The organism is Xanthobacter flavus, from assembly GCF_017875275.1.
Lineage (GTDB): Bacteria > Pseudomonadota > Alphaproteobacteria > Rhizobiales > Xanthobacteraceae > Xanthobacter > Xanthobacter flavus_A.
The window spans coordinates 3,527,675-3,552,384 of the sequence record NZ_JAGGML010000001.1 but is presented as its reverse complement, the minus strand read 5'-3'; the positions used below and the strand labels follow the sequence as shown (position 1 = coordinate 3,552,384).

Genomic DNA, 24,710 nt, shown 5'->3' with positions numbered 1-24,710 from the left:
CATGCTCGAAGGCCTCCCCCCCAACGACGCCACCCATGTGATGCGGGTCGAGGCGCCACGCCGGCAGGCGCAGCGCATCGCCGACCTGATCTCGGAGACGTTCGACCCCGCCGAGGTGGCCGTGGCCAATTTCGAGCGGACGGACGACGACTGGGTGGTGGAGGTCTATGCCGGCGCCGCCTTCGACGCGGACATGCTGCGCGAGCTGGTGGAGATCGCGGCCGGGCCGGAGATGGCCGCCGCCGTCAGGTTCGGCGAGATCGAGCAGAAGGACTGGGTGGCTGCGAGCCTGGAAGGCCTCGCGCCGGTCGCGGTCGGCCCGGTGGTGGTGCATGGCGCCCATGATCGCGGACGGGTCGGCCCGCATCGCATTGGCATTGAGATCGAGGCCGCGCTGGCCTTCGGCACCGGCCACCACGGGACCACGCAGGGCTGCCTGCACGCGATCGTCCAGGCCGCGCGACAGGGACGGCCGCGGCGCGTGCTGGACGTGGGCACGGGAACGGGCGTGCTCGCCATCGCGGCCGAACGCCTGTTTCACACAGAAATTGTAGGAAGCGACATCGATATCGTGGCGGTGCGCACGGCCAAGGCCAATGCGACGGCCAACAAGGCGCCGGGCGTGCGCATGGTGCATGCGGCCGGCGCGGGGGCGCGGGCAATCCGCATCCACGGGCCCTACGACCTGATCCTCGCCAATATCCTGCTGCCGCCCCTGAAGCGGCTGGCGCGTCCGCTGGCCTCGCTCTTGGCACCGGGGGGACGCATTGTCCTGTCGGGTCTGCTCACCGCGCAAGTGCCTGCCGCTCTGGCGGCGTACCGGGCGCAGGGGCTGCACCTCGTGAGCCAGCGGCATATCGAGGGCTGGGCCACCCTGACCCTCGCCGCGCGGTCGGGCCGGCCGCGCGGATGAGGGGACGTCTTTGGGAAAGGCTCAGTTCAGCGGGTCGCGGCCGTTGAGCTGAACATAGCGGGACAGCTCGCGCTCGGCCTGCTCCATGCGGGCGGCGATGATCGCGTCCATCAGGCGGGCGAAGAAGCCCTTGCCGCCAGCGGTCTTGCTGGCCTTGGGGGCGGCGGCGCGGGTGTTGCGCGAAAGGGTGTCGGGAGAAAAAGTAACGGCGCTCATGGAGGCCTCCTGCACTGGCCCAACGGGGCTCTATCGCAGTGCAATATAGTCCTCTGTGCAGCGCACCAGAACTTCGTGTCCGGCATGCCAGCCCTGCGCGGAGCGCACGGTAAAGGCATGGTTGATATTTAGGCAGCAAACGAGCGACGCCGGGACGGGGCGGCGGGGCGCTATCGCCTCGGCCGCCGATCTCCCGCTCAGGACCGGGAAGGCATGGACACCTTGCGGCCCACCCCGTCCAGCGGCGGCAGCCCCGCATGGGCGGCGCGCATGGTGGCGATCCGCTCCAGCACGTCGTCCGGGAAGGGCGCGACGCGCCGCGTATCGAGATCCACATGGAGCGTGATCTGCTCCGACGTGGCGGACACCCAGCCCTCGGTGGCATGATGCAGCGACTGGAAGAGGTGGAGGCGCTTCTCGTCATAGTCGAGCAGCCGCATGGTGACGCGGACGGGAGACTGGGGTGCGAGTTCCCGCGCGTATCGGATGTGGGATTCTCCGGTAAAGAAGGATGCGCGCCGCCCTCGGGCATAGGCCGGACCAAGCCCCAGCAGGCACAGCGCCTCGTCCAGGGCCCGGTCGAAGATGAGCGTGTAGTAGGCCACGTTGAGATGGCCGTTATAGTCGATCCAGTCGCTCTCCACCTTCATGGAGGAGGAGACGAACGGGGCAAAAAACACGGGTTCAAAGTCGATTCGGTCTAGCATGGCCGCCTCGCTTCGGTGGTTTCAGAATTTGCCGCTTGTGGAAGCACTGTGCCGTGCTAGGAGGCATCCGTCACCCCGAAAAAGGGGCGAGCGACCGAATCAAAAAAGTCACTGTCAAGTCGAAATTGCTCCTAAAACGGTTCAAACCAACTTTGCACGCCCGGCGACCGGCCCGGGCAGCGCAGACAAAGGTTAAGGATTTGTAAATGCTTGCCGCAGCCGCGAAATCCGACAGTGCAACGCCCGCTCGCATCGCTCAGGCCGTGGAACGGCTCCAGGCGCAACTGGATCACAAGGTCGTTACGGGCCGGGCCGTGCGGGAACAGCACGCCAACGTGACGACCTATCTGCCCAACGAGCCCGCAGACGCCGTTATTTTCGCTGAATGCACCGAAGATGTGCAGGCTGTGGTCCGCATCTGCGACGAGCTTTCGGTCCCTGTGATCCCGTGGGGCGCCGGCACCTCGCTGGAAGGCCATGTGAACGCCCCCTTCGGCGGCATCTGCATCGACCTTTCGCGCATGAACCGCATCCTCTCGGTAAATACCGCGGACCTCGACTGCGTGATCGAGCCCGGCGTCACCCGCAAGCGGCTGAACGAGGAGTTGCGGGACCAGGGCCTGTTCTTCCCCATCGATCCCGGTGCCGACGCCTCGCTGGGCGGCATGGTCTCCACCCGCTGCTCGGGCACCAATGCGGTGCGCTACGGCACCATGAAGGACAATGTTCTGTCTCTGAAGGTGGTGACCCCCACCGGCGAGATCCTCACCACCGCCACCCGCGCGCGCAAATCCTCCGCTGGCTATGACCTTACCCGCCTCTATGTGGGTGCGGAGGGCACGCTCGGCATCATCACCGAGATCACCCTCAAGCTCTACGGCATCCCGGAAGCCGTCTCCGCCGCCGTCTGCCCCTTCCCCAGCATCGAGGCCGCCTGCAACACGGTGATCGCCACCATCCAGAGCGGCATACCGGTGGCGCGCATCGAGCTTCTGGACGAGGAGCAGGTGAAGGCCTCCAACGCTTACGCCAAGCTGGCGCTGGCCGAGACTCCCACCCTGTTCCTGGAATTCCACGGCACGGAAGCGAGCGTCCACGAGCAGGCCGATCGCTTCGGCGAGCTGGCGGCCGAATATGGCGGCGGCCCCTCGGTGTTCGCGGTGAAGCCGGAAGAGCGCACCAAGCTGTGGCAGGCGCGGCACGACGCCTATTGGTCCGTCCTGCCCATGCGGCCGGGCGCCAAGGCGGTGGCCACCGACGTGTGCGTGCCCATCTCCAGCCTCGCCGAGTGCGTGATGGAGACCAAGCGCGACATCGTGGAGATGGGCCTCATCGCCCCCATCGTCGGCCATGTGGGCGACGGCAATTTCCACACCACGCTGATGGTCAACGTGGACGACCCCGAAGACCTCGCCAAGGCCAAGCATTACATGAAGCGGCTTGTCGAGCGCGCCCTCGCCATGGGCGGTACCTCCACCGGCGAGCATGGCGTCGGCCAGGGCAAGATGAAATACATGGAAGGCGAGCACGGCGCGGCGGCCCTCGAGGCCATGCGGGCCATCAAGCGGGCGCTCGACCCCAAAAACATCATGAATCCGGGAAAAATCGTCGCGATCTGATCGCAATCCCTGCGCATAGGGTTAAGCGGCCCTTTATGATGGGGGCCTCATCGGGAGACGCGTGTGCAGGGCATTCTCATCAGCCTCGCCTCGGCGATAGTCCTCGCGATCAGCGCGGCCTTCGCCGCGCCGTTCGTGGTGGACTGGAACCAGTGGCGCGGCACGTTCGAGACCGAGATGGGCCGCACACTGGGCCTGCCCGTGGTCATCCGCGGACCCATCGAGGCAGAGATCCTGCCCGCGCCCCGTATCGTGCTGCGCGATGTGACCCTCGGCGACGTGGTGTCCACCGGCGGCACGGTAAAGGAGCTCACGGCAGAGCTTTCCCTCGGCGCCCTGATGCGCGGCGACATCCAGGCCACCGGCGTCACCCTGCGCAAGCCGCAGATCCGCGTGGTGCTGGACAGCGCCGGCCGTGTCGCCATGCCCACCGGAGCCGGACGGGCGGCGGAACTCTCCATCGCCCGGCTGGAGGTGGAGGACGGCAGCCTCGACCTGCTGGACCGCGCCTCCGATCACCGAGTCAGCATCGACGACCTCGACCTCAAGGGCGAGGCGCGCTCCCTCGTCGGCCCCTTCCGCCTGGATGGCGAGGTGCAGGCCGGGGAGGCTCGGTTCGCAGTGCGCTCCACCCTCGGCAAGATCGGCGAGGACGGCACCGGCAAGCTGCGCATAGTGCTGGACGGGCGCACCCGTCCCTATGCCCTCGACCTTGACGGCAGCCTGAACGTCGCGGGCGCCAAGCCGCGCTTCGATGGCCGCGCCACCCTCTCCCGCCACGCCAGCGACGGCGCGGAGGCCTGGCAGCTCTCCGGCACGCTCAAGGCCAGCCCCGAGGCGGTGCTGGCGGAAAGCCTCGACCTCGCGCTGGGCGGTTCGGCCACCCCGGCGCAGATCACCGGCTCCGCGCGCCTCGCCCTCGGCCGCGCCATCGGCCTCGACGCGGTGCTGAATGCCCGCAGCCTCGACATCGACGCGGTGCGCGCCGCCACCGGCACGAAGGATGCGGATGCCGGCGGCGGTAGCCCGGCCGCCTCGCTCGCGCGCTTCCTTGGCGGCGTCGCTGCGCTGCCGGCGCCAGACATCGCCTCGCGCATCGGCCTCTCGGTGGAGCAGCTCGTGCTCGGCGGCACCATGGTGCGTGATGTGCGCGCCGATATCTCCGGCTCGGCCGCCGGCTGGCGCGTGGACAGCGCCGAAGCGCAATTGCCCGGCAAGGCCGCACTCCGCCTCTCCGGCATGCCGACCCGCGCCAATGGGGGCGGCGGCTTCGACGGCAATGTCTCCTTCTCCGCCGACGACCCGGCCGTCTTCCTGCGCTGGGCCGCGCCCACTGCGCCGCGCGACTATGTGGCCGCAGCGAAGGGGCCGGTGCGGATTTCCGGCCGCGTCACCGCCGGGCCGTCGCGCATCGCGGTGGACATGCTGGACGCGACCTTCGCCGCCAGCCGCGTGCGCGGCTCGGCTTCGGCCGCGCTGCCGGACAACGCGCCGCCCAAGCTCGACCTGCGCCTCTCGCTGGACGGCTTCGACCTCGACCCGCTGATCGCCGCCGTGCAAACCGCCTCGGCGGCCGTGGGCGGGGGCGCCGATGGGCAGGTGGTGCTCGACGGGCGCAACCTGACCCTCTCCGGCCTGCCGCTGCGCGGGCTGAACATGGAAGGCTCCGCCACCGGCGGCAACTGGCGCCTCGCCCGCATCGTGATGGACGATTTCGCCGGCCTGCGCATCGAGGGGGCGGGGCGCATGGAGAATTTCTCCACCACGCCCCGCGGCGAGTTCAACATCGCCGCTTCCGGCGCCAAGGCTGACGGGCTGGTGCCCGTGGCGCGGCTTCTGGCCGGCGAGGAGACGGCGCAGGTCATCGGCAACCTCCTGCCCATCGCCTCGCCGGTGAAGCTCACCAGCACCGTTGTCTGGGCCGAGGCCGGGGGGCGCAACGTCACCATCGCCGGCACGCTCGGACAGATCTCGGGCGACGCGTCCTTCGCCCGCACCACGGCCGGCGTGCCCTTGCGCATCGCCCTGAAGGCGGACGCGACGGACGGCGGTCGCGCGCTCGCGGTTCTCGGCGTGGACGGGCTCGGCCAAAGGCTCGGCCCGGCCCATGTGGAACTCTCCGTCGAGCCGCTGACGCAGGACGAGGCGCAGGTGCGTGGCCGCATCACCCTCGCCGACCTCACGGCGCAGGCGCAGGGCACCGCCCGCCTCGCCGGCGGCAGCATCGTGCCGAACCTCTCCATGCGCGTGGACGGCGCCGACCTCGGTCGTCTGCTGCCGCAGGCCTCCGCCGCCGTGGAAGGGCCGGTGCCCACCGCCCTCGCCTTCACCCTCTCCCGCCGCGCTGGCGCATGGCGCCTCGGCGAATTGACCGGCTCGCTGGCGGCTGCGCCGGTCTCCGGCAGCGTCGAGTTCGAGCCCGGCGCGGTGCCGCGCCTCTCGGGCAAGCTCGCGTTCGACTCTCTCTCTGTGCCGCGCATCCTCGGCATGTTCGCCGCCCGCGCCGGGGCGGAGAACGGCCCGGCCGGCCTGTGGAGCAACGCCCGTCTCGCCGCCCCGGCGGCGGGCGGCATCGGCCTCAATCTCGAACTTTCCGCCGGCCGCATCGCCGCCCTCGGCCCCTATGCGCTGGACAAGGGCCGGCTCGTGCTGGTCAGCGACGGTACGGATTTCGACCTGCGGGACCTCTCCGGCAGCCTCGGCGGCGGGCGCGTGGCCGCCTCGCTCCGCCTGAAGCGGCAGAACGATCTCATCCAGGCGGACGGCCGCCTCGTGCTGGAACAGGTTGATGCCGGCGCCCTGATCGGCCCCTCCGGCGCCCGCACCCCGCCGAAGGGCCGCGTGAACCTGCTGCTGGATCTCGGCGGCTCGGGCCGCAGCGTGCAGGCCATCGTGCAGAGCCTCTCCGGGCAGGGCACGCTGGGCGTGCGCGATCTCGTGATCGAGACCGCTAGCCCCGCCGCCCTCGATGCGGTGCTGGCCGAGGCCGCGCCCCTCTCACCGCCGCCCGACGAGCGCCGCACCGCGCAGATGCTGGACCGGGCGCTCGCCAAGGGGCCGCTCAAGCTCGCCTTCGTGGAATCGACGCTGGGTGTGGTGAATGGCGTCGCCCGCCTCTCCCCCGCCCGTACCACGGCGGACAATGTGCGCGTGGGCCTCTCCGGAAGCCTCGATCTGTCCCGCCTCGTCCTTGACGCGGGCATCGACCTTGAAGGCGCCGAAGGCGCCGGCGGTGTGCCCGGCGGCGCCATTTCCTGGCGCGGGCCCGTGGCCGGCCCGGAGCGGCGGGTGAGCGCGGCGGCCGCCACCAGCGTCATCGCCATGCGCGCCATCGAGCGCGAAACCCGTCGCCTGGAAGAGCGCCAGCGCGGCGGCGCGCCTGCCCCCGAGCCGGCGACGGCGCCTGCGTCCCCCGCGCCCGTCGCGCCGGTGTCGGTCTCGCCTGCGCCGGTCGTTCCGGCTCCGGCACCCGCTGCGGTACAGCCGGCGAACCCGCCCGCCGCTCCCGCTGCCGTGCCCGCCCCCCGTCCGGCCGTGACCGCGCCTGCACCGGCACCCGCGCCGGCCCCGGCGCCTGCGCCCGTTCCCGCACCCGTGGCGGCTGCGCCCACAGCTCCGGTGGCGACGCCCGCACCAGCCCCGCAGCCCGCACCCGTGCCGGTGCCGCGCGCGGTGGATCGCAATCAGGAGATCGAGCGGCGCGACGTGCCGGCCGGCTTCGGCGTGCCCACCGCCTCCGGTACCGCCGGCACCGCCACCCCGGGCGACGCGCAATCCCGCCAGACCCATCAGGCGGCGCCGGCCCGCACCGAGCCTGAGCGCCAGCAGGAAAGCCGTGCGACGCCCGAGCCCTCGTCCGAGCCCCGGCGCCAGCCCGTGGTGCGCCAGACGCCTCAATCCGCCGCGCAGCCCCCGGCGCCGCGCCGCACCGACCGGGCGGAGCCGCCGCCCCCGCCGCGCTTCAGCGTGCCGGCACCCACCGATGGCCAGTTGCCGCCCACCTCGGGCTTCGGCGACCTGCCGCGTCCGCCGGGTCTCGTGGGCGCGCGGTGACGAGCGGGCCGCTCAGGCCCGTTCGAGCGTCACATAGGTAAAGGCGGCTTCGTCCTTCTCGCCCCGAATCGGCCCCTCGCGTCCGGTCTCGCGCCATTGGCTGCGGTCGAAGGCGGGAAAAAGCACGTCGCCTTCCGGTGCGGCATCCACCTCCGTGAGGTGCAGCCAGCGGGCGATGGGGAGCGTCTCGCGAAACAGCCGTTCACCGCCGATCACCATGATGGCGTCCGCGCCCATGGCGTCCGCAGCATCGTCCGCCAGCGCGAGCCCTTCCCCGAGCGAAGCACCTTTCAGCACGCCCTCCGGCGGCGTGAAGGTCGGATCAGCGCTGACCACAACCGAGGTGCGCCCCGGCAGCGGCTTGCCGATGGACTCGAAGGTGCGCCGCCCCATCAGCAGCGGCTTGCCCCAGGTAATGGCGCGGAAGCGCTTCAGGTCCGACGGCAGACGCCACGGCAGCCCGCCGCCGACGCCGATGACGCCGTTCCGCGACACCGCAACCACGAGCGCGAGGGGATGGCGGGTCGCGCTCATGCGGCATGCTCCAATTGTGCGAGGGCGGTCTCGGCCGCCGCGATCCCGGAGATGTGCGCGCCGTGGCAGGTGGAGAAAGCCGGGCCGCCGAGCGCCTCCCCCGCGAAGACGATGCGGGGGTCAAACGTCTCGTGAAGCTTCGCGCGCAGATGGGCCCGGCCCGGCAGCGCGCAGGAATAGGCGCCGCCGATGAAGGGCATTCCTGACCAATCGGTGGTCAGGTGCCGCACCACATGGCGCCGCACGTCCGCGCCGAAGGTGGCGGCCAGGATGCCGAGGGCGAAGTCGGCCAGCGCATCCGGCCCCTCGCCTGCCATCGCCTGCGCCTCCGGCCCCGCCACATGCACGAGCGCCGCGGACGCGCCGCCTGGCCGCAGCATGACCGAGGCGCCTGCCCGCTCGGGTCGGGCGAGGTCCACCGCATCAAAACCGCTACGCTCCGGCACGCCGAAAATATCCCGCTCGAACAGCAGCGCCACTTTTTCGGCAAAGCCCAGCGGCAAAGCGGCGAACGCCTCCGCGAGATCAGGCGGCAAGGCGGGATCGAAAGCGAGCCGGCCGGCGGCGATAACCGCCGTGGACACCGTGACCACCACCGCCCGGCAGGCGATGGTGCCCCGATCCGTCTCGATGGCGAGGCGCCGGCCCCTGCGATCGATGCGGCGGACGGGACAGCCAAGCGTCACCTTCAGGTCGCCGGCCACCGCCAGCACCAGCGCGCCATAGCCGTCGAGCACCGGCCAATTGTCGTCGGTGTCGCGATAGAGCGCGAAGTCCACGGCCGAGATGTCCGCAGGCCCGGCGGCCGACATCAGTTCCAGCCAGTGCCGCGCGAGGACGCCGTAGCGGCCCGATCCCTGCGCGCGCATGACTTCGGCGGCGGAAATGTCCCGGCCTGCCTGGCCGGCGGCATAGATGGCGTCGAAAACGGCATCCACCTCCGCATCGGCAGCATCCTTCTCGGCGTCCGTGGAAAAGCGATCACCGAGGAAAAGCCGCCGCCGCACCGGGGCACCGCGTCCGACGCGGAAGCCATGCGTCTCCGCGAGGGCGGTGAAGGGATTGTCCCGCGCGTCGTGCAGCCAGTGGCAGCCGAGATCGAAGGGCACGCCGAGGGTGGTTGTGTCGGTGGCAGCCCGGCCACCCGCGACCGGCGCGGCCTCGATGATCTCGAAGGGAATGCCCGCCGCCCTCAGCCGCGCCCCGGCGGCAAGGCCGGCGGCACCGGCCCCGATCACCACCACGTCGGTCTGTGAGGACACTGGCGGGGTCCGGCCGGCTACTTCTTGTTGCGGAAAACGTCGAGCTGCACCACCTGCGCGCCGGCGGCGGGCTTGTCCTCACCCTCGGCGGCGGCGGTCGCGCTGGACAGGGCCGGCTCGGAGGCGGCGCCGGGCGCAGGCTTGAGCGGGGACGGCGCGTTGGAGGCAGGGCCGTTTGCCGAGACGGGCGTCTCCATCGGGGCGTCGTCCGTCTCCTCCCCATCCGCATCGGCGGTGAGTGTCTCGAACTGGAGGCCGAACTTCACCGCGGGGTCGAAGAAGCCCTTGAGGGCGGTGAAGGGCACCAGCAACCGCTCGGGAATGCCGCCGAAGGAGAGGCCGACCTCGAACGAGGTCTCGGTGACGATCAGATCCCAGAACTGGTGCTGGAGAACGATGGTCATCTCCTCAGGATACTTCTCGAGCATCCGCTGGGACAACCGCACGCCGGGGGCACGGGTGTCGAAGGAGATGAAGAAATGGTGGTCTCCCGGCAGGCCGGTCTTGGCCACGTCGGTGAGCACGCGGCGCACCACGGAGCGCAGGGCCTCCTGCGCGAGAAGATCGTAGCGGATGTGATCGACCGTCATGTGCCCGCTCAAGTCCCCTCCGGCCTGATGACGAACCAGGCTCCGGAGACCTTCCGGGCGGCACCGCAAAACCGGTGGCGCCACGGCCGAAAGGACGAGCGAGGGAGCACGCTTCCCTCCTTCGGCCGGTCGGGAGGGAAGTGGAGGCTTCTGTTGCCAGGTGCCTCCGAACCCCGCCTATCCAGTGCTACCCGGTAGGACTTTGATTTCGATCGTCAAACCGCTCACGCGGCCTGAGCAACCGGAGCATAGTTGTCATTCGCAACTATAGGTTTAGCCCGATAACGGCGGTACAATGCCGAGCGAAAGAATGCTCTTTACACCCTCGTCGATCCTATTTCGCCCCCGCCGGAGCCCGCCTCCCACGCAGGGAAAACGGGCTTTGGTGGAGGCGCCGGGTACCGCCCCCGGGTCCGAAAGGCTTATTCCAACACCGATTTATCGCCATAGCCGACTTGCGCCGGCCCGATGAATATAGGCGGCGCCGCCGGCCGATGAAAGGGGCGTGGGGCAGAATGTGCGCGCCTGTCCCCGGTTCCGGCGCAGCACGCCCTTCGCCTCACCCCTTCGCGCAGTGGCAGCCTTCCAGATGATCGTCCACGAGGCCGCACGCCTGCATGGCGGCATAGACGATGGTCGGGCCGACGAACTTGAAGCCCGCCGCCTTGAGCCGCTTGGAGAGCGCTTTTGATTCGGCGGTCTCGGCCGGAATGTCGGCGATGCGGCGGGGGCGGTTCACCTTCGTCTCGCCGTCCACCGCGTCCCACATGAAATCGGTGAAGGCGATGCCTTTGTCCCGAAGCTCCAGATAGGCGCGGGCGGAGAGGACCGCGCCCTCCACCTTGGCCCGGTTGCGCACGATGCCGGCATCCTGCATCAGCGCCTCCACCTTGGCGGCGTCGTAGCGCGCCATCACCTCAGGCTCGAAGCCGTCGAAGGCGCGGCGGAAATTCTCGCGCTTCCTGAGGATGGTGATCCACGAGAGGCCGGCCTGAAAGCCGTCCAGCAGCAGTTTCTCGAACAGGGCGCGGCTGTCGCGCTCGGGCACGCCCCATTCGGTGTCGTGATAGGCCATGTAGAAGGGATCGGTGCCGCACCAGAAGCAGCGGGCGTGGCCGTCCCCGTGCGCGATCAGGGGCTCGCGCACGGGCTTCGGTGCGACCTCGTCCATTCTTTCGGGCTCCTTATGATTTGAACTTGGCGTCCAGCGCGCTGACCTTCTTTTCCCAGTCCAGCGGGAAGGTCGCCCATTCGGGCTTGCGCAGTTCCACCTCCACCGCGCCCGCCTTCAGCGGCACGCCCTCGGCGCGGGCATCGGTGGCGCGGTCGAGGCGAACGGTGGCGATGCCCCGCCCCTCGGTAACGGAGGTGAGCTGGCCCACGCTCTTGTCGCCGGCCACGATCTCCTGCCCCACCGCCAGCGGGGTCGGGAAGATCACCTCCACCAGCCGGTTGCGCGGGGTGGAGCGGTGCTCCATGCGGCTCACCACCTCCTGCCCCACATAGCAGCCCTTCCTGAAATCCACGCCGCCGAGCTGGTCCATGTCGGCCTCGTGGGGGAAGGTGTCGCCATAGGTGAAATCGGCGCCGCCCTTGGGGATGCCGAGGGCGATGCGGTGCGCCTCATAGGCGGCAAGGTCGCTCGAAAGCCCGTCCGCCGCAGCCTTGTCCAGCACCAGCCGCTGGCCGAGGCCAGGATAGCGCGGATCGGTGAAGAGCCGGCCGTCCGGCAGGGCGCCGTGATCGCCGAACACGGCGGCAACCGCGAGGTCGGCCGCCACCGCGAACGTCACCTTGGCACGAAGACGATGGAAGATCAGCCGCTTGAGGAGATCCTCCGCCCGGTCAACGGGAGCGTCGAACAGGAAGCTCTCCTCCGCGAGGCCATAGAACAGGAAGTCGGAGATGATCTTGCCCTGCGGAGTCAGCAGGCCGCCATAGCGGGCGTCTCCCGGCGCCATGGTCTTCACGTTGCAGGTGATGACGGAGTGCAGCAGCTTCACCGCATCGGGGCCATCGGCACGAATGAGGGTACGATCGGTCAAATGAATGAGCGGCATGGGGGCCGTCCTTGTCAGCAAAATAAAAAACAGATTTAAGGCCGCGAGCCTGTCCCCTTCAAGAGCGAGCCTGTCCCATGCCCGTGACTTTCGATCTGCTGCTCAAGGGCGGCGCGGTCGCGACCCCCGCCGGCATTGCCGTTGCGGACATCGGCGTCACGGGCGGGCGCATCCGCGCCATCGGCGACCTCTCCGCCGCGAGCGCGGGCGAGGTGGTGGACGCCACCGGCCTCCACATCCTGCCCGGCGTCATCGACACGCAGGTGCATTTCCGCGAGCCGGGGCTGGAGCAGAAGGAAGACCTGGAGACCGGCTCCCGCGCTGCCGTCATGGGCGGCGTGACCGGCGTGTTCGAGATGCCGAACACCATTCCGCAGACCACCAATCCCGCCGCGCTGGAAGACAAGATCGCGCGCGGGACCAACCGCATGCATTGCGACTTCGCCTTCTACGTGGGCGGCACCCATGACAATGTGAAGGACCTGCCGGAGCTGGAGCGCCTGCCCGGCGCCGCCGGTGTCAAAGTGTTCATCGGCTCGTCCACCGGCTCGCTGCTGGTGCCGGACGACGATGGCGTGCGCAACATCCTGAAGGTCATCCGCCGCCGCGCCGCCTTCCATTGCGAGGATGAGCCGCGCCTGCAGGAGCGCAAGGGCCTGCGTGTGCCCGGCGATGCCTCTTCCCATCCTGTGTGGCGCGACGAGATCGCGGCCCTCACTGCCACCCGGCGGCTGGTGAACCTTGCCCGCGAGACCGGCGCGCGGGTGCATGTGCTGCACGTGACCTCGGCCGAGGAGATGGATTTCCTCGCCGATGCGCGCGACGTGGCCTCAGTGGAGGTGACGCCCCATCACCTCACCATGGCCGCGCCTGAGTGCTACGAGCGGCTCGGCACGCTGGCCCAGATGAACCCGCCGGTGCGCGGCGAGCGCCACCGCGACGGGCTGTGGGCGGCGATCAGCAACGGCGTCGTCGACGTGCTCGGCTCCGACCATGCGCCGCATACGCTGGAGGAAAAGAACAAGCCCTATCCCGAAAGCCCCTCCGGCATGACCGGCGTGCAGACGCTGGTGCCGCTAATGCTCGATCACGTGGCTGCCGGCCGCCTGACGCTGGAGCGCTTCATCGACCTCACCAGCGCCGGCCCGGCGCGCCTCTTCGGCATCGCCCGCAAGGGGCGGATCGTGGTGGGCTACGACGCCGACTTCACGGTGGTGGACCTGAAGCGCCGCGCCACCATCACCAATGGCTGGATCGCGTCGCGCGCGCAGTGGACGCCTTATGACGGCAAGGAGGTCACCGGCTGGCCCGTCGGCACCTTCGTGCGCGGCCGCAAGGTGATGTGGGAAGGCGAGCTGACGGGACCGTCCAGCGGCCAGCCCATCGGCTTCCTGGAGACGCTTCAGCCGCAAGAATGAGGCGGGACGGCTCCGGCCTAAGCCCGCTCATCATGGTGTGTCATCGCCCGGCTTGTCCGGGCGATCCACCCATCCATCGGCGCGATGTCCGTAACGCCCACCCGACCCACCCGTGGATCGCCCGGACAAGCCGGGCGATGACGGTCGTTGGCAACTGACGCCGCCCCTTACCCCTGCGGCGGCAACTCCCGCACGCGGGTGAGCACGGCCTCGGGGCTGGCATAGGCTTCCTGCAGATCGACGCTCCAGTAGCGCAGTTCGTCGAGCGGGATGGTCTGCCCGGTCACGGCGCAGCGCACGAAGCTGCCGGGCCGCAGGATGCGGAATTCACCATCGAGGTAGCGCACTTCCGCCTCGCCATGGGGCTCGGGGAAGCGTTCGAATCTGTTCATCACCTGGGGAGCGTCCCGAAAACTGGTTTACGGTGAGGATAGCCCTTTGCGCCGCAACGCGAAAGGGGCGCGCCATCAGGGGTCGAACAGCGTCGGCCCCTCAACCTTCTTTGGCTTGCGGGCCGGGGTGCGCGGCGCCGCAGGAGGCAACGGTGCCGGAGGCCCCTCCCCGGCCCGCACTGCGACGCGGCCATCGGCGAATTCGAGGCTCAGCGTCGAACCCTCCGCGATATCCGCCGCCCGCCGCACGGCATGGCCGCCGCCATCGCGCACCAGCGCGAAGCCGCGACCCAGCACCTCCTTGTAAGAAAGCACCTTTAGAAGCTGAGAGAGCGAGGCGAGGCGCGCCGTGCGGCGCTCCTTCTGCACATCGAGCGCCCGGCGCATGCGCCCGTCCAGCACGTCGAGACGCTCTCCTGCCCGCGCCACTCGCGTGCGCAGCGCCTCCGGCGAGAGGCGCGCCTTGGCCGCCGCCAGTTGCAGGCGATGGGCGGAGGCGTTGGCCTTGAGCGCGCGCGGCAGCCGCTCGGCGGCGAGGTCGAGCCTCTGGCGCGGCTGGGCCAGCAGGGTTTCGGCGGCGGGCAGAAGACGCGAGAGGCTGCGCAAATCAGCACGGCGGCGGTCCAGAAGGCGCAGCGGCGCGGCGAATAGGCGCGCGCCGAGGTCTTCCACCGTCAATATGAGATCGGTGCGCACCGGCACCACCATCTCCGCCGCAGCGGTCGGCGTGGGCGCGCGCACGTCGGCGGCGAAATCGATGAGGGTCACGTCGGTCTCGTGGCCCACGGCCGAGACGAGGGGGATCATGCTCTCCGCCGCCGCGCGCACCACCGCCTCGTCGGAAAAGCCGAGCAGATCCTCCAGCGCGCCGCCGCCGCGCGCCACCACGATCACGTCCGGCCGGGGGATGGGGCCGCCCTCGGGCAGGTCATTGAAGCCGCGGATGGCGGCAGCCACCTCGGCCGCCGAGGTCTCGCCCTGCACCCGCACCGGCCACACCAGCACCCGGCGGGGGAATCGGTCGTTTAGGCGGTGGAGGATGTCGCGGATCACCGCCCCCGTGGGCGAGGTGACGACGCCGATCACCTTCGGCAGGAACGGCAGTTCCTGCTTGCGGGCGGGATCGAACAGGCCCTCGGCGGCGAGGCGGCGCTTGCGCTCGTCCAGCATGGCCATGATGGCGCCGGCGCCAGCGAACTCGAGCGACTCGATGACGATCTGGTAGCCGGACTTTCCCGGATAGGTGGTGAGCTTGCCGGTCGCCACCACCTCCAGCCCCTCCTCGGGCTTGAGGCGCAGGCGCTGGAAGGTGCCCTTCCAGATCACCGCGTCCAGCCGCGCGCCGGCATCCTTCAGCGAAAAATAGGCGTGGCCGGAGGAATGAGGGCCGCGATAGCCGGAAATTTCGCCCCGCACCCGAACGTGGCCGTAGGCGTCCTCCACCGTCCGGCGCAGGGCAGCGGACAGCTCGGAAACGCTCCATTCGGGCGCGTTGGCCCTGACTTCGGCATCATCGGTCATGCGAATCGGAACCCGGATGGGTGGTCAGCCAGCATAACGGGAAGGTGCCCCATGCGGCGAGCGCAGAGCCCGGCCCCTTGTTTGCGCGGCCTTGAGCCGATAGGCGAGGAGAGCAGAAAACCAAGATCGCCGGAAACCAAGACCGCTGGAAATTCGGGGGAGGCCGCATGAACATCCTGCTGCTCGGATCGGGAGGGCGTGAGCACGCCCTCGCCTGGAAGCTGGCGCAGAGCCCCACCATTGGCCAGTTTTACGCATTGCCCGGCAATCCGGGCATCGCCGAGTACGCGGACGTGGTGGAAGGCATCCCGCTCTCCGCCCACGACACCATCGTGAAATGGTGCCAGGAGCACACCATCGACCTGGTGGTGGTCGGCCCCGAGGCGCCGCTGGTGGCCGGCCTGGTGGATCGCCTCGCCGCTGCCGGCATCCTCGCGTTCGGTCCCACGGCGGCGGCCGCGCGGCTGGAGGGCTCGAAGCTCTTCACCAAGGAATTGTGCAAGGCCAACGGCATTCCCACCGCCGGCTTCGGCCGCTTCACCTCCACCGCCGAGGCCGCCGCCTACATCCGCTCGCAGGGCGCGCCCATCGTGGTGAAGGCGGACGGGCTGATGGCCGGCAAGGGCGTCGTCGTCGCCCTCACGGTCGAGGAAGCGGTGGATGCGGTGGAGCAGGTTTTCGCCGGCGGCGGCACCGAAGTGCTCATCGAGGAATTCATGGAGGGCGAGGAGGCGAGCCTGTTCGCCCTCGTTGACGGCGAGACCGTCGTCGCCTTCGGCAGCGCCCAGGACCACAAGCGCGCCTATGACGGCGACCTCGGCCCCAACACCGGCGGCATGGGTGCCTATTCTCCGGCCCCGGTGCTGACGGAAGAGCTTGAGCGCCGCGCGCTGGAGGAGATCCTCGTCCCCACCGCCCGCGCCATGGCGAAGGCGGGCACACCCTATCGCGGCGTGCTCTATGCCGGGCTCATGCTCACCGCCGCCGGCCCCAAGCTGGTCGAATACAATTGCCGCTTCGGCGATCCCGAATGCCAGGTGCTGATGCCGCGCTTCGCCGGCGATCTGGCCGAGGTGCTGCACGCCACCGCCGCCGGCCGCCTCGCCGAGGTGACGCCGGCCTGGGCGCCGGTCTCGGCCATGACGGTGGTTTATGCCTCGCGCGGCTATCCAGGGCCGCACCAGATCGGCTCGCCCATCGGCGGCATCGGGGAGGCGTCTGCGCTGGAGGGCGTCACCGTGTTCCAGGCCGGCACGCGGATGAAGGGCGGACATCTCGTCTCCAACGGCGGGCGGGTGCTGAACGTGACCGCCACGGGTGCCACGCTGGCCGAGGCCCGCGAACGCGCCTATGCCGCCATCGCCCGCATCGACTGGCCGGACGGCTTTTTCCGGTCCGACATCGGCTGGCGCGCGCTCGGAAAGGCCGGCTGATGGCCGAGAAGGCGCCACTCCCTGTCCTCGCCGACTTCCCGGTGAAGGCGCGCGATACCATCCGCTATGGCGACACCGACATGCTCGGCCACGTCAATAATGCGGTGTTCTCCACCTTTCTGGAGACAGGGCGCACCCACCTTCTGCTGACGCCGCGCCGGCTCGCCCCTCAGGGCATGGGCTTCGCGCTGGTCCGCCTCGTGCTGGACTACCGGGCGGAGATGCACTGGCCGGGAGAGGCGGAGATCGGCACGGGCGTCACATCCCTCGGCCGCTCCTCCGTCGGCATGCGGCAGGCCATCTTTCAGGATGGCCAATGCATGGCGACGGCCGAGACCGTGGTCGTGCTCTTCGATCTCACCGAACGCCGCGCTGCGCCCCTGCCCGACGATATGCGTGCCGCCCTGGAAGCGGTCCGGATGGCCTGACAGGGCCGCGCCGGTTCCCTGACACACCGACCCCTCGTCGAGAACCGACTTTGCACGCCCATAAATCACATAGAAATTATGTTTTTGACGTGTATTTACATTAGATATTAAATTCGGAGAAATAGTTGAAAGTGAAATTCACGAGGTCATCATGACAGCGGTTCGCGGACAGGTCCTGCGGGACAGCCTGCTCTTCCTCACCGCCTACAGCATCATCGTCGCGGCGGTCGTCTTCGGCTGAAAGGCCTGAGGCTAAACGGCTTTGGGCCGGACGAGACCGAAACGCGCGGCGATGCGGTCGAAGGCCTCGGCGGTGGCAGGATCGATGGGAATGCCGTCGCGGCGGCGCTCGTCCGCCACCTTCCATTCCCGGTCCCCCGGGGCCATCACCATATCCCCCGGCGCGGGGCGTGAATTGCGCAATGTCTGACGATAGCGCCGCATGGCGGCGTCGAATTCCTCCTCGGGCAGGAAGGCGTCCGGCTTTATCGCCATCACGAAGGCGCCGACATTGCGCGGGGTGGCGACATCCGATCCGCCCATGGGCGCGAGATCGAACGACAGCCGCGCGCCCGCCAGGACGGCGCTGAATATCTCCACCATGCCGGCGAGCGCCGCCCCCTTGAAGCCGAAGGCCGCGCCCAGCGGGGCCAGCATCTCCGCCCTGTGGGGATCCGTGGTGTCGAAGCCATCGCCATCGGAGGCGACCTCCGGCGGCAGGGACTGCTCGAGGCTGCGGTAGAGCAGCACGCGGTTGTAAGGCACCGCGCTGGTCGCCATGTCGAGGAACCACGGCGCCTCGCCTTTCACCGGCACGCCCATGGCGATGGGGTTGGTCCCGTGGAAGCGCTCCGCCCCGCCATGCAGGCGCACGAGGCTGTCCGAATTGCAGAAGGCAAGGCCGATGAAGCCCTTCTCCGCCGCCGCCAGCGCATAGGCGCCCGCCGCGCCGAAGTGTGAGGAGTTGCGGATGGCCACCGCGCCGATGCCGTAGAGCGCGGCATTCTCCATGGCCCGGTCCATGGCCGCGTAGGCCGCTCGCGCCCCATGACCGTGGCCGGCATCGAGCGTCGCCACCGCCGCCGCGCCTGCACGGAAGTCGAGCGCGGGCCGGCCGTTCACCCGCCCGCCCGCGATCACCGTCACATAATGATCCAGCAACCGCACGCCGTGGCTATCCACACCGAAGCGCGAGCCGTGCAGCATGGCCCGGGCCGCCGCCTCCGCGCTCGCCGCATCCGCCCCCGCTGCCCCGAGGGCTGCGGTGCAGAAGGCGAAAAGCGCGTCCTCGCGATGGCGCTCAAGGGAGGAGGCGCGGCAGGAAGCAGAGGCGGAAACCGGGGCGGACATGGGTGGATCCTCGGGACGACGTTCAGGCGGGACAATCGGTCGTTTCGCTACGTCCTTTGTATGCACCGGACGATATCGGTGCAAACATCCTGTCGTACCCCGTTCGATCAGGCATCTGTGCCGCTGGCAGGCCAGATGTAACCCACTGGTTAACTTGGCATTTGTCCGCACATGGGGCACGTTGCCGGAAGGGCTGGCCGTGTGGCTGACAGACGGACGAGGCGCGTGAGCGGACGGGACGGGACAATCAAAGCCGCCAGCGCGGCCGGGGAACAGCTATCCCCAGCCGGTCGGCGGCCGCGCCCGGTGGCCGGCATCGCCCCGCGCCTGCACGAACGCGCCTTCGACATTCTCGCCTCGCAGATCGCCTCGGGGGCGCTCGCGCCCGGGGAGCGGCTGCTGGAATCCCGCGTCGCCGAGCGCTTCGGCATCTCCCGCGCACCGGCCCGGCAGGCGTTGGCGCGGCTCGAGCGGGTGGGGCTCGTCAGCCGCAGTGACGGCCACGGCTTTGAGGTGCTGCCCCTGGCGGGTCCCCCGCCCGTCGTGTCGGCGAAGACCATAAGCGACGGAGCGACGATCCAGCTCGCGCCCGAATCAACCTGGCAGCGCATCTATGCGGACGTGGAGCAGGAGGTGGTCTCGCGCACCGCGCTCGGTGCCTTCCGCGTGGTGGAGAACCACCTCGCCGCCTATTACGGCGTCAGCCGCACGGTCGCCCGCGAGGTGCTCTCGCGTCTCAACGAACGCGGTGTCGTGCGCAAGGACACCCGGCTTCACTGGTATGCGCCGGCACTGACGCCCGCCTATGTGGCGGAGCTGTTCGAGATGCGCGCCATCCTGGAGCCTGGGGCATTGCGCCTCGCCTTTCCGCACCTCGCCCCCGGGCAGGTGGCGACGCTGAGGGCCAATCTGCGCGATGCCGCCGCCCACCCCGATACGGTGGACGGCGCCCGCCTTGGCATATTGGAAAACGAGCTGCACGTCGGCCTGCTCGGCCGCTGCGGCAATGCCACGCTGATGGAGGCGCTGGCCACCTGCCAGACGCTGCTGGTGGCTCTCACCTTCCTTTATGCGCGCGCGCCGGAGCCGCACGGCCGCGAGCCCTTCATCGCCGAGCATCTCGACGTGGCCGAGCGCCTCGCGGCGGCGGATATAGAGGGCGCCGCGGATGCGCTACGCAATCACCTGCGCGGGTCTTTCGGCCGGGCGGTGGAGCGGCTCGACCGGGTGCGGCGGGAATTCTGTCCCGGCCCGCTGCCTTATCTTTCGCCGCTCTGAGGCTCGCAATTCGGCGTGATAGGTCTTCCGATCGCGCCAAAACGGAACATTTCTTGATCAGGACGGGTGGCGAACCGCGCGAACCCGGTTAAGATTGCATTATTCGCCGGCGCATCGGTTGCTCCCTTCCTCTCGGAAATTTGTGGCAATCGGGATGTTCGGCGTGGTGGTGGAGGATCAGATGTTGTCCCTCGTTGCCGGTTCCGCAGTTGTTCTCGCTGGCCTTGCAGCGGTTGCGCTCGCGCAGCTCGCCGCCAAGCAGAGGCAGCTGGTTCCGGTACGCGTGCGCGCTCGCCGCACCCATCGCTGAGGCGCGACCTCTTTACCGTGACCCCAGTCACCGGGCTTGATCCCGCAGACTCCACAATCGAGATTCGCGTCGAGCGGGTCCCGCAGCTCTTCAATATGCTGGACCCGTTCCCCTTCCGGGAACGTGACCTCGACGCGGAGGCGGAAGCCTTCATCGTGGAGTGGGCGCGCGAGTTGCCACGCGGCGCGCCGATCTCCATCGTGGTCCATCTGACGCCCGATGAGGCGCTGACCAGCGAGGCGGCGGGCCTTCCCGATGCCATCCGCGGCTATTTCACACTGAGGGCGCGGGCGCTCTCGGCGGAGTTGTCGGAGCTGTTCCGGGTTGGCCGCGTCTCGCTCGCCATCGGCATCCTGGTATTGGCGCTGTGCCTTGGCATCGCCGGCCTCATCGCCGAGCCGCGGCTGGAAAACCTCGCCAGCCTCGCCGCCGAGGGCCTGCTGATCCTCGGCTGGGTGGCGCTGTGGCGACCCATGGAAATCTTCCTCTACGACTGGTGGCCCCTCGCCGGGCAGCGCCGGCTCTACCAACGCCTCGCGGCCGCAACCATCAGCGTGCGCGCGGACGCCTGAGGGCGCGAAACGGAACCGGTTGGGCGGCCGGCGATTTCCTCTGGGATACCCACGCCCGAGGAGGACCGCCCATGGCGCCCGACCCGATCCCCGACGACAATCTCGTCACACTCAGCATCTCGCCCGAGACCGTCTGCTACATCATCGTCAAAGCTCGCGCCCGCGATGCGAAGGATGCGGTGACGGATCCAGATCCCGGCTCGGATGGGCCGGACGACGGCATGCTGGAGGTGCTTGAGGACCACCCGGACGATCCGGTGGACCAGGAACTCGCTGGCGCCATCGCCGCGCTCAACGAGGACCAGCAGATCGATCTCGTCACCCTCGCCTGGCTGGGGCGCGGCGACGAGGACATTTCCACCTGGAATGCCCTGCGCGCCGAAGCGGCCGCCAGCCGCGACGTCTCCGCCGCGCGCTACCTGATGGGCATGCCGCTGGTGGGCGACTATCTGGAAGAGGGCCTCACCCGCCTCGGCTATTCCTGCGCCGACGTGGAGTTCGGCCGGCTCTGACGCCGGCCGGCGGGAGAGGCACGCGATCAGGCGGCGGCGAGCGCGTTTCGGGCGTGTCCCCGGATGCGCTCCACCATGGACCGCAGCCCATTGGAGCGCTGCGGCGTGAGATGCCCCTCGAGACCGATCTGGCGGAACACGCCCAGAATATCGGTCTCCATGATCTCCTTGGGCGTGCGCCCGGAGACCAGGGTGAGCAGCACCGCCACGAGGCCGCGCACGATATGCGCGTCGGAATCGCCCTCGAACTCCAGCAGAGGGCCGGCGGGGGTCTGCTTCACATGGGAGATGAGCCACACCTGGCTGGCGCAGCCCTGCACCTTGTTGGTGTCGTTGCGCTCGGCCTCGGGGAACGGCGGCAGCTTCTTGCCAAGCTCGATCACATGCCGGTAGCGGTCTTCCCAATTGTCGAGAAATTCAAAATCCGCGATCAGATCATCAGCAATCATGAGGCCAATTCCTCGTCACCCGTGACGGCCGGCAAAAATCGGGGCCGCCTGTCCTTGCGCTGCAGCATAGCACAGCCGGCAAGCAATGCCCGCCAAATCCACAGCCTGAAGATGGCACCGGATCCGCGGAGCGCAAGCGCGCGGGGGAAATGGGCTGGGGCGAGACGTCAGGCCGGGCGACGGGGCGGCAGCGGCGGGGGCTGCGTGGGGGTCATGGTCTGGGGCGGCTGGCCGGAAACGGGCTGGAAGCCATGCGGCACCACGAGCTTGGCGGCATCGCCCCCACCCCACAGCGGCAGAAGATCCTGCGGCGTGAGATCGAGCGCGCTGCCCTTCTCCGCCGGGTCCTTGCCCGGCAGGGCCGGCGCGGTTCCGGAAACGGGCTGGGGCGGCACGCCGTCCTGGCGGCCGAGGGATTCGTACACCCAGCGTGCTCCCACCTGCGCCTTCTCCACGAGATGGCCGGCCATCTGGCCGCCCACCGCGCAGGCCTGCGGCTGGCGATCACAGAAGCCCCGCATGTCCGCCACGAGCGCCTGGGCGGCGCCGAAGGCGTCGAACACGCTCACGTCCCGCCCGTCGGAGCCCTTGAGGCCGAACGGAAGGAGCAGCAGCACGAGGCCGATCCAGAAGGCGAGGCGGAACAGGAAGAACATCGCTCCCTCTTGCAGAATGGGCGAACCCCAAACAGCGGCGAAGCTGAATTCGCGCCCTTGGACATTACCACTCCCGCACCCCTCCGTGCGCCGCCGGCGGGGCGACATGCCCCGACTTTTCAAGACATCGTTAACGCTGATGGCGGTGGATCGGCGCCGGCTTAGCGTTCGCTTAAAGCCCGCCGTGGCAAGGTTTTGCGAAACGCGATGGCGGGGCGTCGATCCGCGACCGCGAACAACGGCACTTGACAGGGGGCGACGTGGCTCACGTCTTCGGCGATGCAGCGGCCGGTGCGCGGCCCATCCCGGCCCGCGACGGCGGCGACCGGGAGGCGTTGCCGCGCCTTGCCGGGCTGGGCCGCCTCACCGGCGCCGTGCTGAGCGGCCTCGGTATCCTCGGCCTCGGCTCGGGCGGACTGGTGCTGCTCGCGGAAGCCTCCGGCCTCGCCACCGGCGGCCTCCTCAACGCCACCCCTCTCCTCGCCAGCGGCTTCGTCTGCGCCGCCCTCGCGGCGGTGGCCGGCGGCCTCGCCCGCGCCGCCACCAAGGCCAGCGCCGCGCCGCCCTCGGACATGCTGCTCGTCACCTGCCACGGCCCGCGCGGCGAGGTGGTGCGGGTCGAGCGGCAGGGCGGCCCCTTCACCGCCACGGCGGCCGCCGCGCTGGAGGGCATGGCCCTGTTCGAGCGGGTTCTTGTGGCCGACCGTCCCGCGTTCCTCTCCGCCGTCGAAGCCGCCTCGCGCGGGCGGCCGGCGACGCTGGAGCTGCGCCTGCGCTGCGACGCGGCCGGCGACGGCGCGCCCGCCTTCCTCACCGCCGAGGCGCGCTGCCGCGCCATGCGGGGCGGTGTCGTGCGCGTCTCCTGGCGGGCGCCCTGGCAGCAGGCCCAGACCGAGCAGATGAAGGCGGAGCGCCAGAAGGCCGACGCCGCTGCCCGCGCCCGCGCCGAGGCGGAGGCCGCCAACGCCGCCAAGAGCCGCTTCCTCGCCGCCATGAGCCACGAGCTGCGCACGCCGCTCAATGCCATCCTCGGCTTTTCCGAACTGCTGGCGACACAGACCGGCGCCCCCCTCGACGATGCGCGCAAGGCCGACTACGCCCGCATCATCCATGAGAGCGGCCAGCACCTGCTCGGTCTCGTCAACGACATCCTCGACCTGTCGCGGGTGGAGGCGGGCGCCTATGTGCTGGAGCGCGAAGCGGTGGACGTGGGCGCCCTCGTCGCCGGCTGCGCCGAGATGGTGGCGCTCGATGCCGAGCGCACCGGGGTGAGCGTGAAGAGCAAGCTGCCCGCGCGCCTGCCCCTGCTCGATGCCGACAAGCGCGCGCTGCGCCAGATCTTGCTCAACCTGCTCTCCAACGCGGTGAAATTCACCCCGGCCGGTGGGCGGGTGCAGGTGGGCGTGCGCGTGCAGGGCGACGAACTCATCATCCGCGTGCGCGACACCGGTCCCGGCATGCGCCCGGAGGACGTGGCGCGGCTCGGCGAGCCCTTCTTCCAGGCGGGCGACTGCATCCAGCGCGCGCGCGGCTCGGGACTGGGCATTGCCGTGGTGAAGGGCCTCGTGAAGCTGCACGACGGGGACGTGCGGGTGGAAAGCGCGCTCGGCCGGGGCACCAGCGTGTCGGTGAGCCTGCCGATCTCCGGCGCCGTCGAGACCCGCGAGCCGGGACAGGGAATCAACATCGCGCCGTTTCCGGCGCGCATGGACGACACACGTTCAAAGAGGTCGGCATGAAGCTGGAAACCGCCACCGCAAGCGCAGCGCCGCCGGAACTCGCCGAGGCGGCGGAGGCAGACGAGGCCGCGCGGCAGGCGCGCCGGCTGCGCCGGCTCGACGTGGTGGCCGCGCTGGTGGCGCTGGCGGGAAGCGGTGCGTTCCTCGCCAACGCGCTCATCCTGCAGACGCCCCGCCCCGGCGCGCCGCTGCCCATGGCGCGCCCGGCCGGGGCCGGCAAGATCAACCACACCACCGTTCCCTTGACCTCCACCGGCACCGGGACGGCCACGACCTCCGCGCCGGCGACCGGCGGCGCTACCACCGGCTCGCTGGGCTACCTCTCCATCCGCACGTCGGTGACGGGCACGGCCGCCCCGCTGGTGCCGGCGACGGGCGCGCGCACTGCCAATGCGCGCAGCGAGGCGCCGCCGAACCGCCCGCCGGCCGGCCTCGTCTCGGCCGGCGACATCACCGGCGCGGTGCGCCCGCCGGCGGACGTGGTCGCCTCCCCGCGCATCCTCTCCGTGCAGAAGGCGCTGGCGAAGCTCGGCTACGGTCCCCTCAAGGTGGACGGGCGGCCGGGCGGTGAGACGCGCGCCGCCATCGTGCGTTTCCAGCGCGATCGCGGCATTGCCGCGGACGGCGAGATCACCGACAAGCTGGTGCGCGAGCTGGGCGCGGTCTCCGGCATGGCCTTGAACTGATGGCGCGTGGCT

The 24,710-nt window shown here is 69.9% G+C and carries 23 protein-coding genes and 1 other RNA gene; 11 read left to right on the top strand and 13 right to left on the bottom strand.

Annotation, left to right across the window (positions count from 1 at the left end; all coding sequences use genetic code 11):
- The first annotated feature begins 1 nt into the window (after position 1).
- Positions 2–913, top strand: coding sequence for a 50S ribosomal protein L11 methyltransferase (locus J2126_RS16865; RefSeq protein WP_209488041.1), 912 nt, complete (start codon positions 2–4; stop codon positions 911–913).
- A gap of 21 nt (positions 914–934) precedes the next feature.
- On the opposite strand, the gene J2126_RS16860 is transcribed toward J2126_RS16865, so the two are convergent.
- Together J2126_RS16860 and J2126_RS16855 are read right to left on the bottom strand one after the other, a co-directional pair.
- Positions 935–1,129: a hypothetical protein gene (locus J2126_RS16860; protein WP_209488040.1), complete on the bottom strand. Its 195-nt coding sequence runs from the start codon at positions 1,127–1,129 to the stop codon at positions 935–937.
- A gap of 197 nt (positions 1,130–1,326) precedes the next feature.
- Complete coding sequence (locus tag J2126_RS16855) at positions 1,327–1,836, bottom strand: thioesterase family protein (RefSeq protein WP_209488039.1); 510 nt, start codon at positions 1,834–1,836, stop codon at positions 1,327–1,329.
- Between the two features lie 206 nt (positions 1,837–2,042).
- Between J2126_RS16855 and J2126_RS16850 the strand changes: the two genes are divergently transcribed.
- Together J2126_RS16850 and J2126_RS25825 are read left to right on the top strand one after the other, a co-directional pair.
- Entirely contained in the window at positions 2,043–3,455 is a 1,413-nt protein-coding gene (locus J2126_RS16850) for an FAD-binding oxidoreductase (protein WP_209488038.1), read from the top strand.
- A gap of 63 nt (positions 3,456–3,518) precedes the next feature.
- Positions 3,519–7,508, top strand: coding sequence for an AsmA family protein (locus J2126_RS25825; protein ID WP_209488037.1), 3,990 nt, complete (start codon positions 3,519–3,521; stop codon positions 7,506–7,508).
- A gap of 12 nt (positions 7,509–7,520) precedes the next feature.
- Here J2126_RS25825 and J2126_RS16840 read toward each other — a convergent pair whose 3' ends face one another.
- From J2126_RS16840 to J2126_RS16815, 6 genes are all read right to left on the bottom strand, one after another.
- The gene (locus J2126_RS16840; protein WP_209488036.1) at positions 7,521–8,042 is read right to left on the bottom strand and encodes a dihydrofolate reductase; all 522 of its coding nucleotides are present in this window, start codon (positions 8,040–8,042) and stop codon (positions 7,521–7,523) included.
- Positions 8,039–9,304, bottom strand: a complete 1,266-nt coding sequence (locus J2126_RS25820; protein ID WP_209488035.1) for a flavin monoamine oxidase family protein — start codon at positions 9,302–9,304, stop codon at positions 8,039–8,041. The genes J2126_RS16840 and J2126_RS25820 overlap by 4 nt, the downstream gene beginning before the upstream one ends.
- 17 nt (positions 9,305–9,321) lie before the next feature.
- The gene (locus J2126_RS16830; protein ID WP_209488034.1) at positions 9,322–9,894 is read right to left on the bottom strand and encodes an SspB family protein; all 573 of its coding nucleotides are present in this window, start codon (positions 9,892–9,894) and stop codon (positions 9,322–9,324) included.
- A gap of 139 nt (positions 9,895–10,033) precedes the next feature.
- Positions 10,034–10,398: a transfer-messenger RNA gene (gene ssrA, locus J2126_RS16825) on the bottom strand.
- 55 nt (positions 10,399–10,453) lie between these two features.
- A complete protein-coding gene (locus tag J2126_RS16820) occupies positions 10,454–11,065 on the bottom strand; it encodes a DNA-3-methyladenine glycosylase I (RefSeq protein ID WP_209488033.1) in 612 nt (203 codons plus the stop codon).
- Positions 11,066–11,078: 13 nt separating this feature from the next.
- Positions 11,079–11,954 carry a YgfZ/GcvT domain-containing protein gene (locus J2126_RS16815; protein ID WP_209488032.1) on the bottom strand — a complete coding sequence of 292 codons (876 nt, stop codon included), beginning with the start codon at positions 11,952–11,954 and terminating at the stop codon, positions 11,079–11,081.
- Between the two features lie 77 nt (positions 11,955–12,031).
- Between J2126_RS16815 and J2126_RS16810 the strand changes: the two genes are divergently transcribed.
- Positions 12,032–13,372 carry a dihydroorotase gene (locus J2126_RS16810; protein WP_209488031.1) on the top strand — a complete coding sequence of 447 codons (1,341 nt, stop codon included), beginning with the start codon at positions 12,032–12,034 and terminating at the stop codon, positions 13,370–13,372.
- 167 nt (positions 13,373–13,539) lie between these two features.
- On the opposite strand, the gene J2126_RS16805 is transcribed toward J2126_RS16810, so the two are convergent.
- The gene (locus J2126_RS16805; RefSeq protein ID WP_209488030.1) at positions 13,540–13,764 is read right to left on the bottom strand and encodes a DUF2093 domain-containing protein; all 225 of its coding nucleotides are present in this window, start codon (positions 13,762–13,764) and stop codon (positions 13,540–13,542) included.
- Positions 13,765–13,839: 75 nt separating this feature from the next.
- Entirely contained in the window at positions 13,840–15,285 is a 1,446-nt protein-coding gene (gene xseA / locus J2126_RS16800; RefSeq protein WP_209488029.1) for an exodeoxyribonuclease VII large subunit, read from the bottom strand.
- Positions 15,286–15,452: 167 nt separating this feature from the next.
- On the opposite strand from xseA, the gene purD reads away from it, so the two are divergent.
- Together purD and J2126_RS16790 are read left to right on the top strand one after the other, a co-directional pair.
- Complete coding sequence (purD, locus tag J2126_RS16795) at positions 15,453–16,718, top strand: phosphoribosylamine--glycine ligase (RefSeq protein WP_209488028.1); 1,266 nt, start codon at positions 15,453–15,455, stop codon at positions 16,716–16,718.
- Positions 16,718–17,146, top strand: a complete 429-nt coding sequence (locus tag J2126_RS16790) for an acyl-CoA thioesterase (RefSeq protein ID WP_209488027.1) — start codon at positions 16,718–16,720, stop codon at positions 17,144–17,146. Before purD ends, J2126_RS16790 begins: the two co-directional genes overlap by 1 nt.
- A 252-nt stretch (positions 17,147–17,398) precedes the next feature.
- Here the strand turns inward: J2126_RS16790 and J2126_RS16785 are convergent, their stop codons facing one another.
- A complete protein-coding gene (locus J2126_RS16785) occupies positions 17,399–18,496 on the bottom strand; it encodes an Ldh family oxidoreductase (protein WP_209488026.1) in 1,098 nt (365 codons plus the stop codon).
- Between the two features lie 306 nt (positions 18,497–18,802).
- On the opposite strand from J2126_RS16785, the gene J2126_RS16780 reads away from it, so the two are divergent.
- The 3 genes from J2126_RS16780 (at position 18,803) to J2126_RS16770 (ending at position 21,168) form a co-directional block, all read left to right on the top strand.
- Positions 18,803–19,774 (top strand): GntR family transcriptional regulator, encoded by a 972-nt coding sequence (locus tag J2126_RS16780; protein WP_348634325.1) that lies wholly within the window; start codon positions 18,803–18,805, stop codon positions 19,772–19,774.
- Between the two features lie 327 nt (positions 19,775–20,101).
- The gene (locus tag J2126_RS16775) at positions 20,102–20,656 is read left to right on the top strand and encodes a hypothetical protein (RefSeq protein WP_209488024.1); all 555 of its coding nucleotides are present in this window, start codon (positions 20,102–20,104) and stop codon (positions 20,654–20,656) included.
- 71 nt (positions 20,657–20,727) lie between these two features.
- The gene (locus J2126_RS16770; protein WP_209488023.1) at positions 20,728–21,168 is read left to right on the top strand and encodes a DUF3775 domain-containing protein; all 441 of its coding nucleotides are present in this window, start codon (positions 20,728–20,730) and stop codon (positions 21,166–21,168) included.
- 26 nt (positions 21,169–21,194) lie between these two features.
- Here the strand turns inward: J2126_RS16770 and J2126_RS16765 are convergent, their stop codons facing one another.
- Positions 21,195–21,617, bottom strand: a complete 423-nt coding sequence (locus J2126_RS16765; RefSeq protein ID WP_209488022.1) for a SufE family protein — start codon at positions 21,615–21,617, stop codon at positions 21,195–21,197.
- Between the two features lie 167 nt (positions 21,618–21,784).
- Complete coding sequence (locus J2126_RS16760) at positions 21,785–22,273, bottom strand: DUF5330 domain-containing protein (RefSeq protein ID WP_209488021.1); 489 nt, start codon at positions 22,271–22,273, stop codon at positions 21,785–21,787.
- 260 nt (positions 22,274–22,533) lie between these two features.
- On the opposite strand from J2126_RS16760, the gene J2126_RS25815 reads away from it, so the two are divergent.
- Both J2126_RS25815 and J2126_RS16750 read left to right on the top strand, forming a co-directional pair.
- Positions 22,534–24,012, top strand: coding sequence for a sensor histidine kinase (locus tag J2126_RS25815; protein ID WP_209488020.1), 1,479 nt, complete (start codon positions 22,534–22,536; stop codon positions 24,010–24,012).
- Entirely contained in the window at positions 24,009–24,698 is a 690-nt protein-coding gene (locus J2126_RS16750) for a peptidoglycan-binding domain-containing protein (RefSeq protein ID WP_209488019.1), read from the top strand. The genes J2126_RS25815 and J2126_RS16750 overlap by 4 nt, the downstream gene beginning before the upstream one ends.
- The last annotated feature ends 12 nt before the right edge of the window (positions 24,699–24,710 follow it).

Coding starts and splice junctions, on each gene's coding strand:
- J2126_RS16865 (WP_209488041.1), top strand. CDS start 2: ATGCTCGAAGGCCTCCCCCCCAACGACGCCACCCATGTGATGCGGGTC.
- J2126_RS16860 (WP_209488040.1), bottom strand. CDS start 1,129: ATGAGCGCCGTTACTTTTTCTCCCGACACCCTTTCGCGCAACACCCGC.
- J2126_RS16855 (WP_209488039.1), bottom strand. CDS start 1,836: ATGCTAGACCGAATCGACTTTGAACCCGTGTTTTTTGCCCCGTTCGTC.
- J2126_RS16850 (WP_209488038.1), top strand. CDS start 2,043: ATGCTTGCCGCAGCCGCGAAATCCGACAGTGCAACGCCCGCTCGCATC.
- J2126_RS16840 (WP_209488036.1), bottom strand. CDS start 8,042: ATGAGCGCGACCCGCCATCCCCTCGCGCTCGTGGTTGCGGTGTCGCGG.
- J2126_RS16830 (WP_209488034.1), bottom strand. CDS start 9,894: ATGACGGTCGATCACATCCGCTACGATCTTCTCGCGCAGGAGGCCCTG.
- J2126_RS16820 (WP_209488033.1), bottom strand. CDS start 11,065: ATGGACGAGGTCGCACCGAAGCCCGTGCGCGAGCCCCTGATCGCGCAC.
- J2126_RS16815 (WP_209488032.1), bottom strand. CDS start 11,954: ATGCCGCTCATTCATTTGACCGATCGTACCCTCATTCGTGCCGATGGC.
- J2126_RS16810 (WP_209488031.1), top strand. CDS start 12,032: ATGCCCGTGACTTTCGATCTGCTGCTCAAGGGCGGCGCGGTCGCGACC.
- J2126_RS16805 (WP_209488030.1), bottom strand. CDS start 13,764: ATGAACAGATTCGAACGCTTCCCCGAGCCCCATGGCGAGGCGGAAGTG.
- xseA (WP_209488029.1), bottom strand. CDS start 15,285: ATGACCGATGATGCCGAAGTCAGGGCCAACGCGCCCGAATGGAGCGTT.
- purD (WP_209488028.1), top strand. CDS start 15,453: ATGAACATCCTGCTGCTCGGATCGGGAGGGCGTGAGCACGCCCTCGCC.
- J2126_RS16790 (WP_209488027.1), top strand. CDS start 16,718: ATGGCCGAGAAGGCGCCACTCCCTGTCCTCGCCGACTTCCCGGTGAAG.
- J2126_RS16785 (WP_209488026.1), bottom strand. CDS start 18,496: ATGTCCGCCCCGGTTTCCGCCTCTGCTTCCTGCCGCGCCTCCTCCCTT.
- J2126_RS16770 (WP_209488023.1), top strand. CDS start 20,728: ATGGCGCCCGACCCGATCCCCGACGACAATCTCGTCACACTCAGCATC.
- J2126_RS16765 (WP_209488022.1), bottom strand. CDS start 21,617: ATGATTGCTGATGATCTGATCGCGGATTTTGAATTTCTCGACAATTGG.
- J2126_RS16760 (WP_209488021.1), bottom strand. CDS start 22,273: ATGTTCTTCCTGTTCCGCCTCGCCTTCTGGATCGGCCTCGTGCTGCTG.
- J2126_RS16750 (WP_209488019.1), top strand. CDS start 24,009: ATGAAGCTGGAAACCGCCACCGCAAGCGCAGCGCCGCCGGAACTCGCC.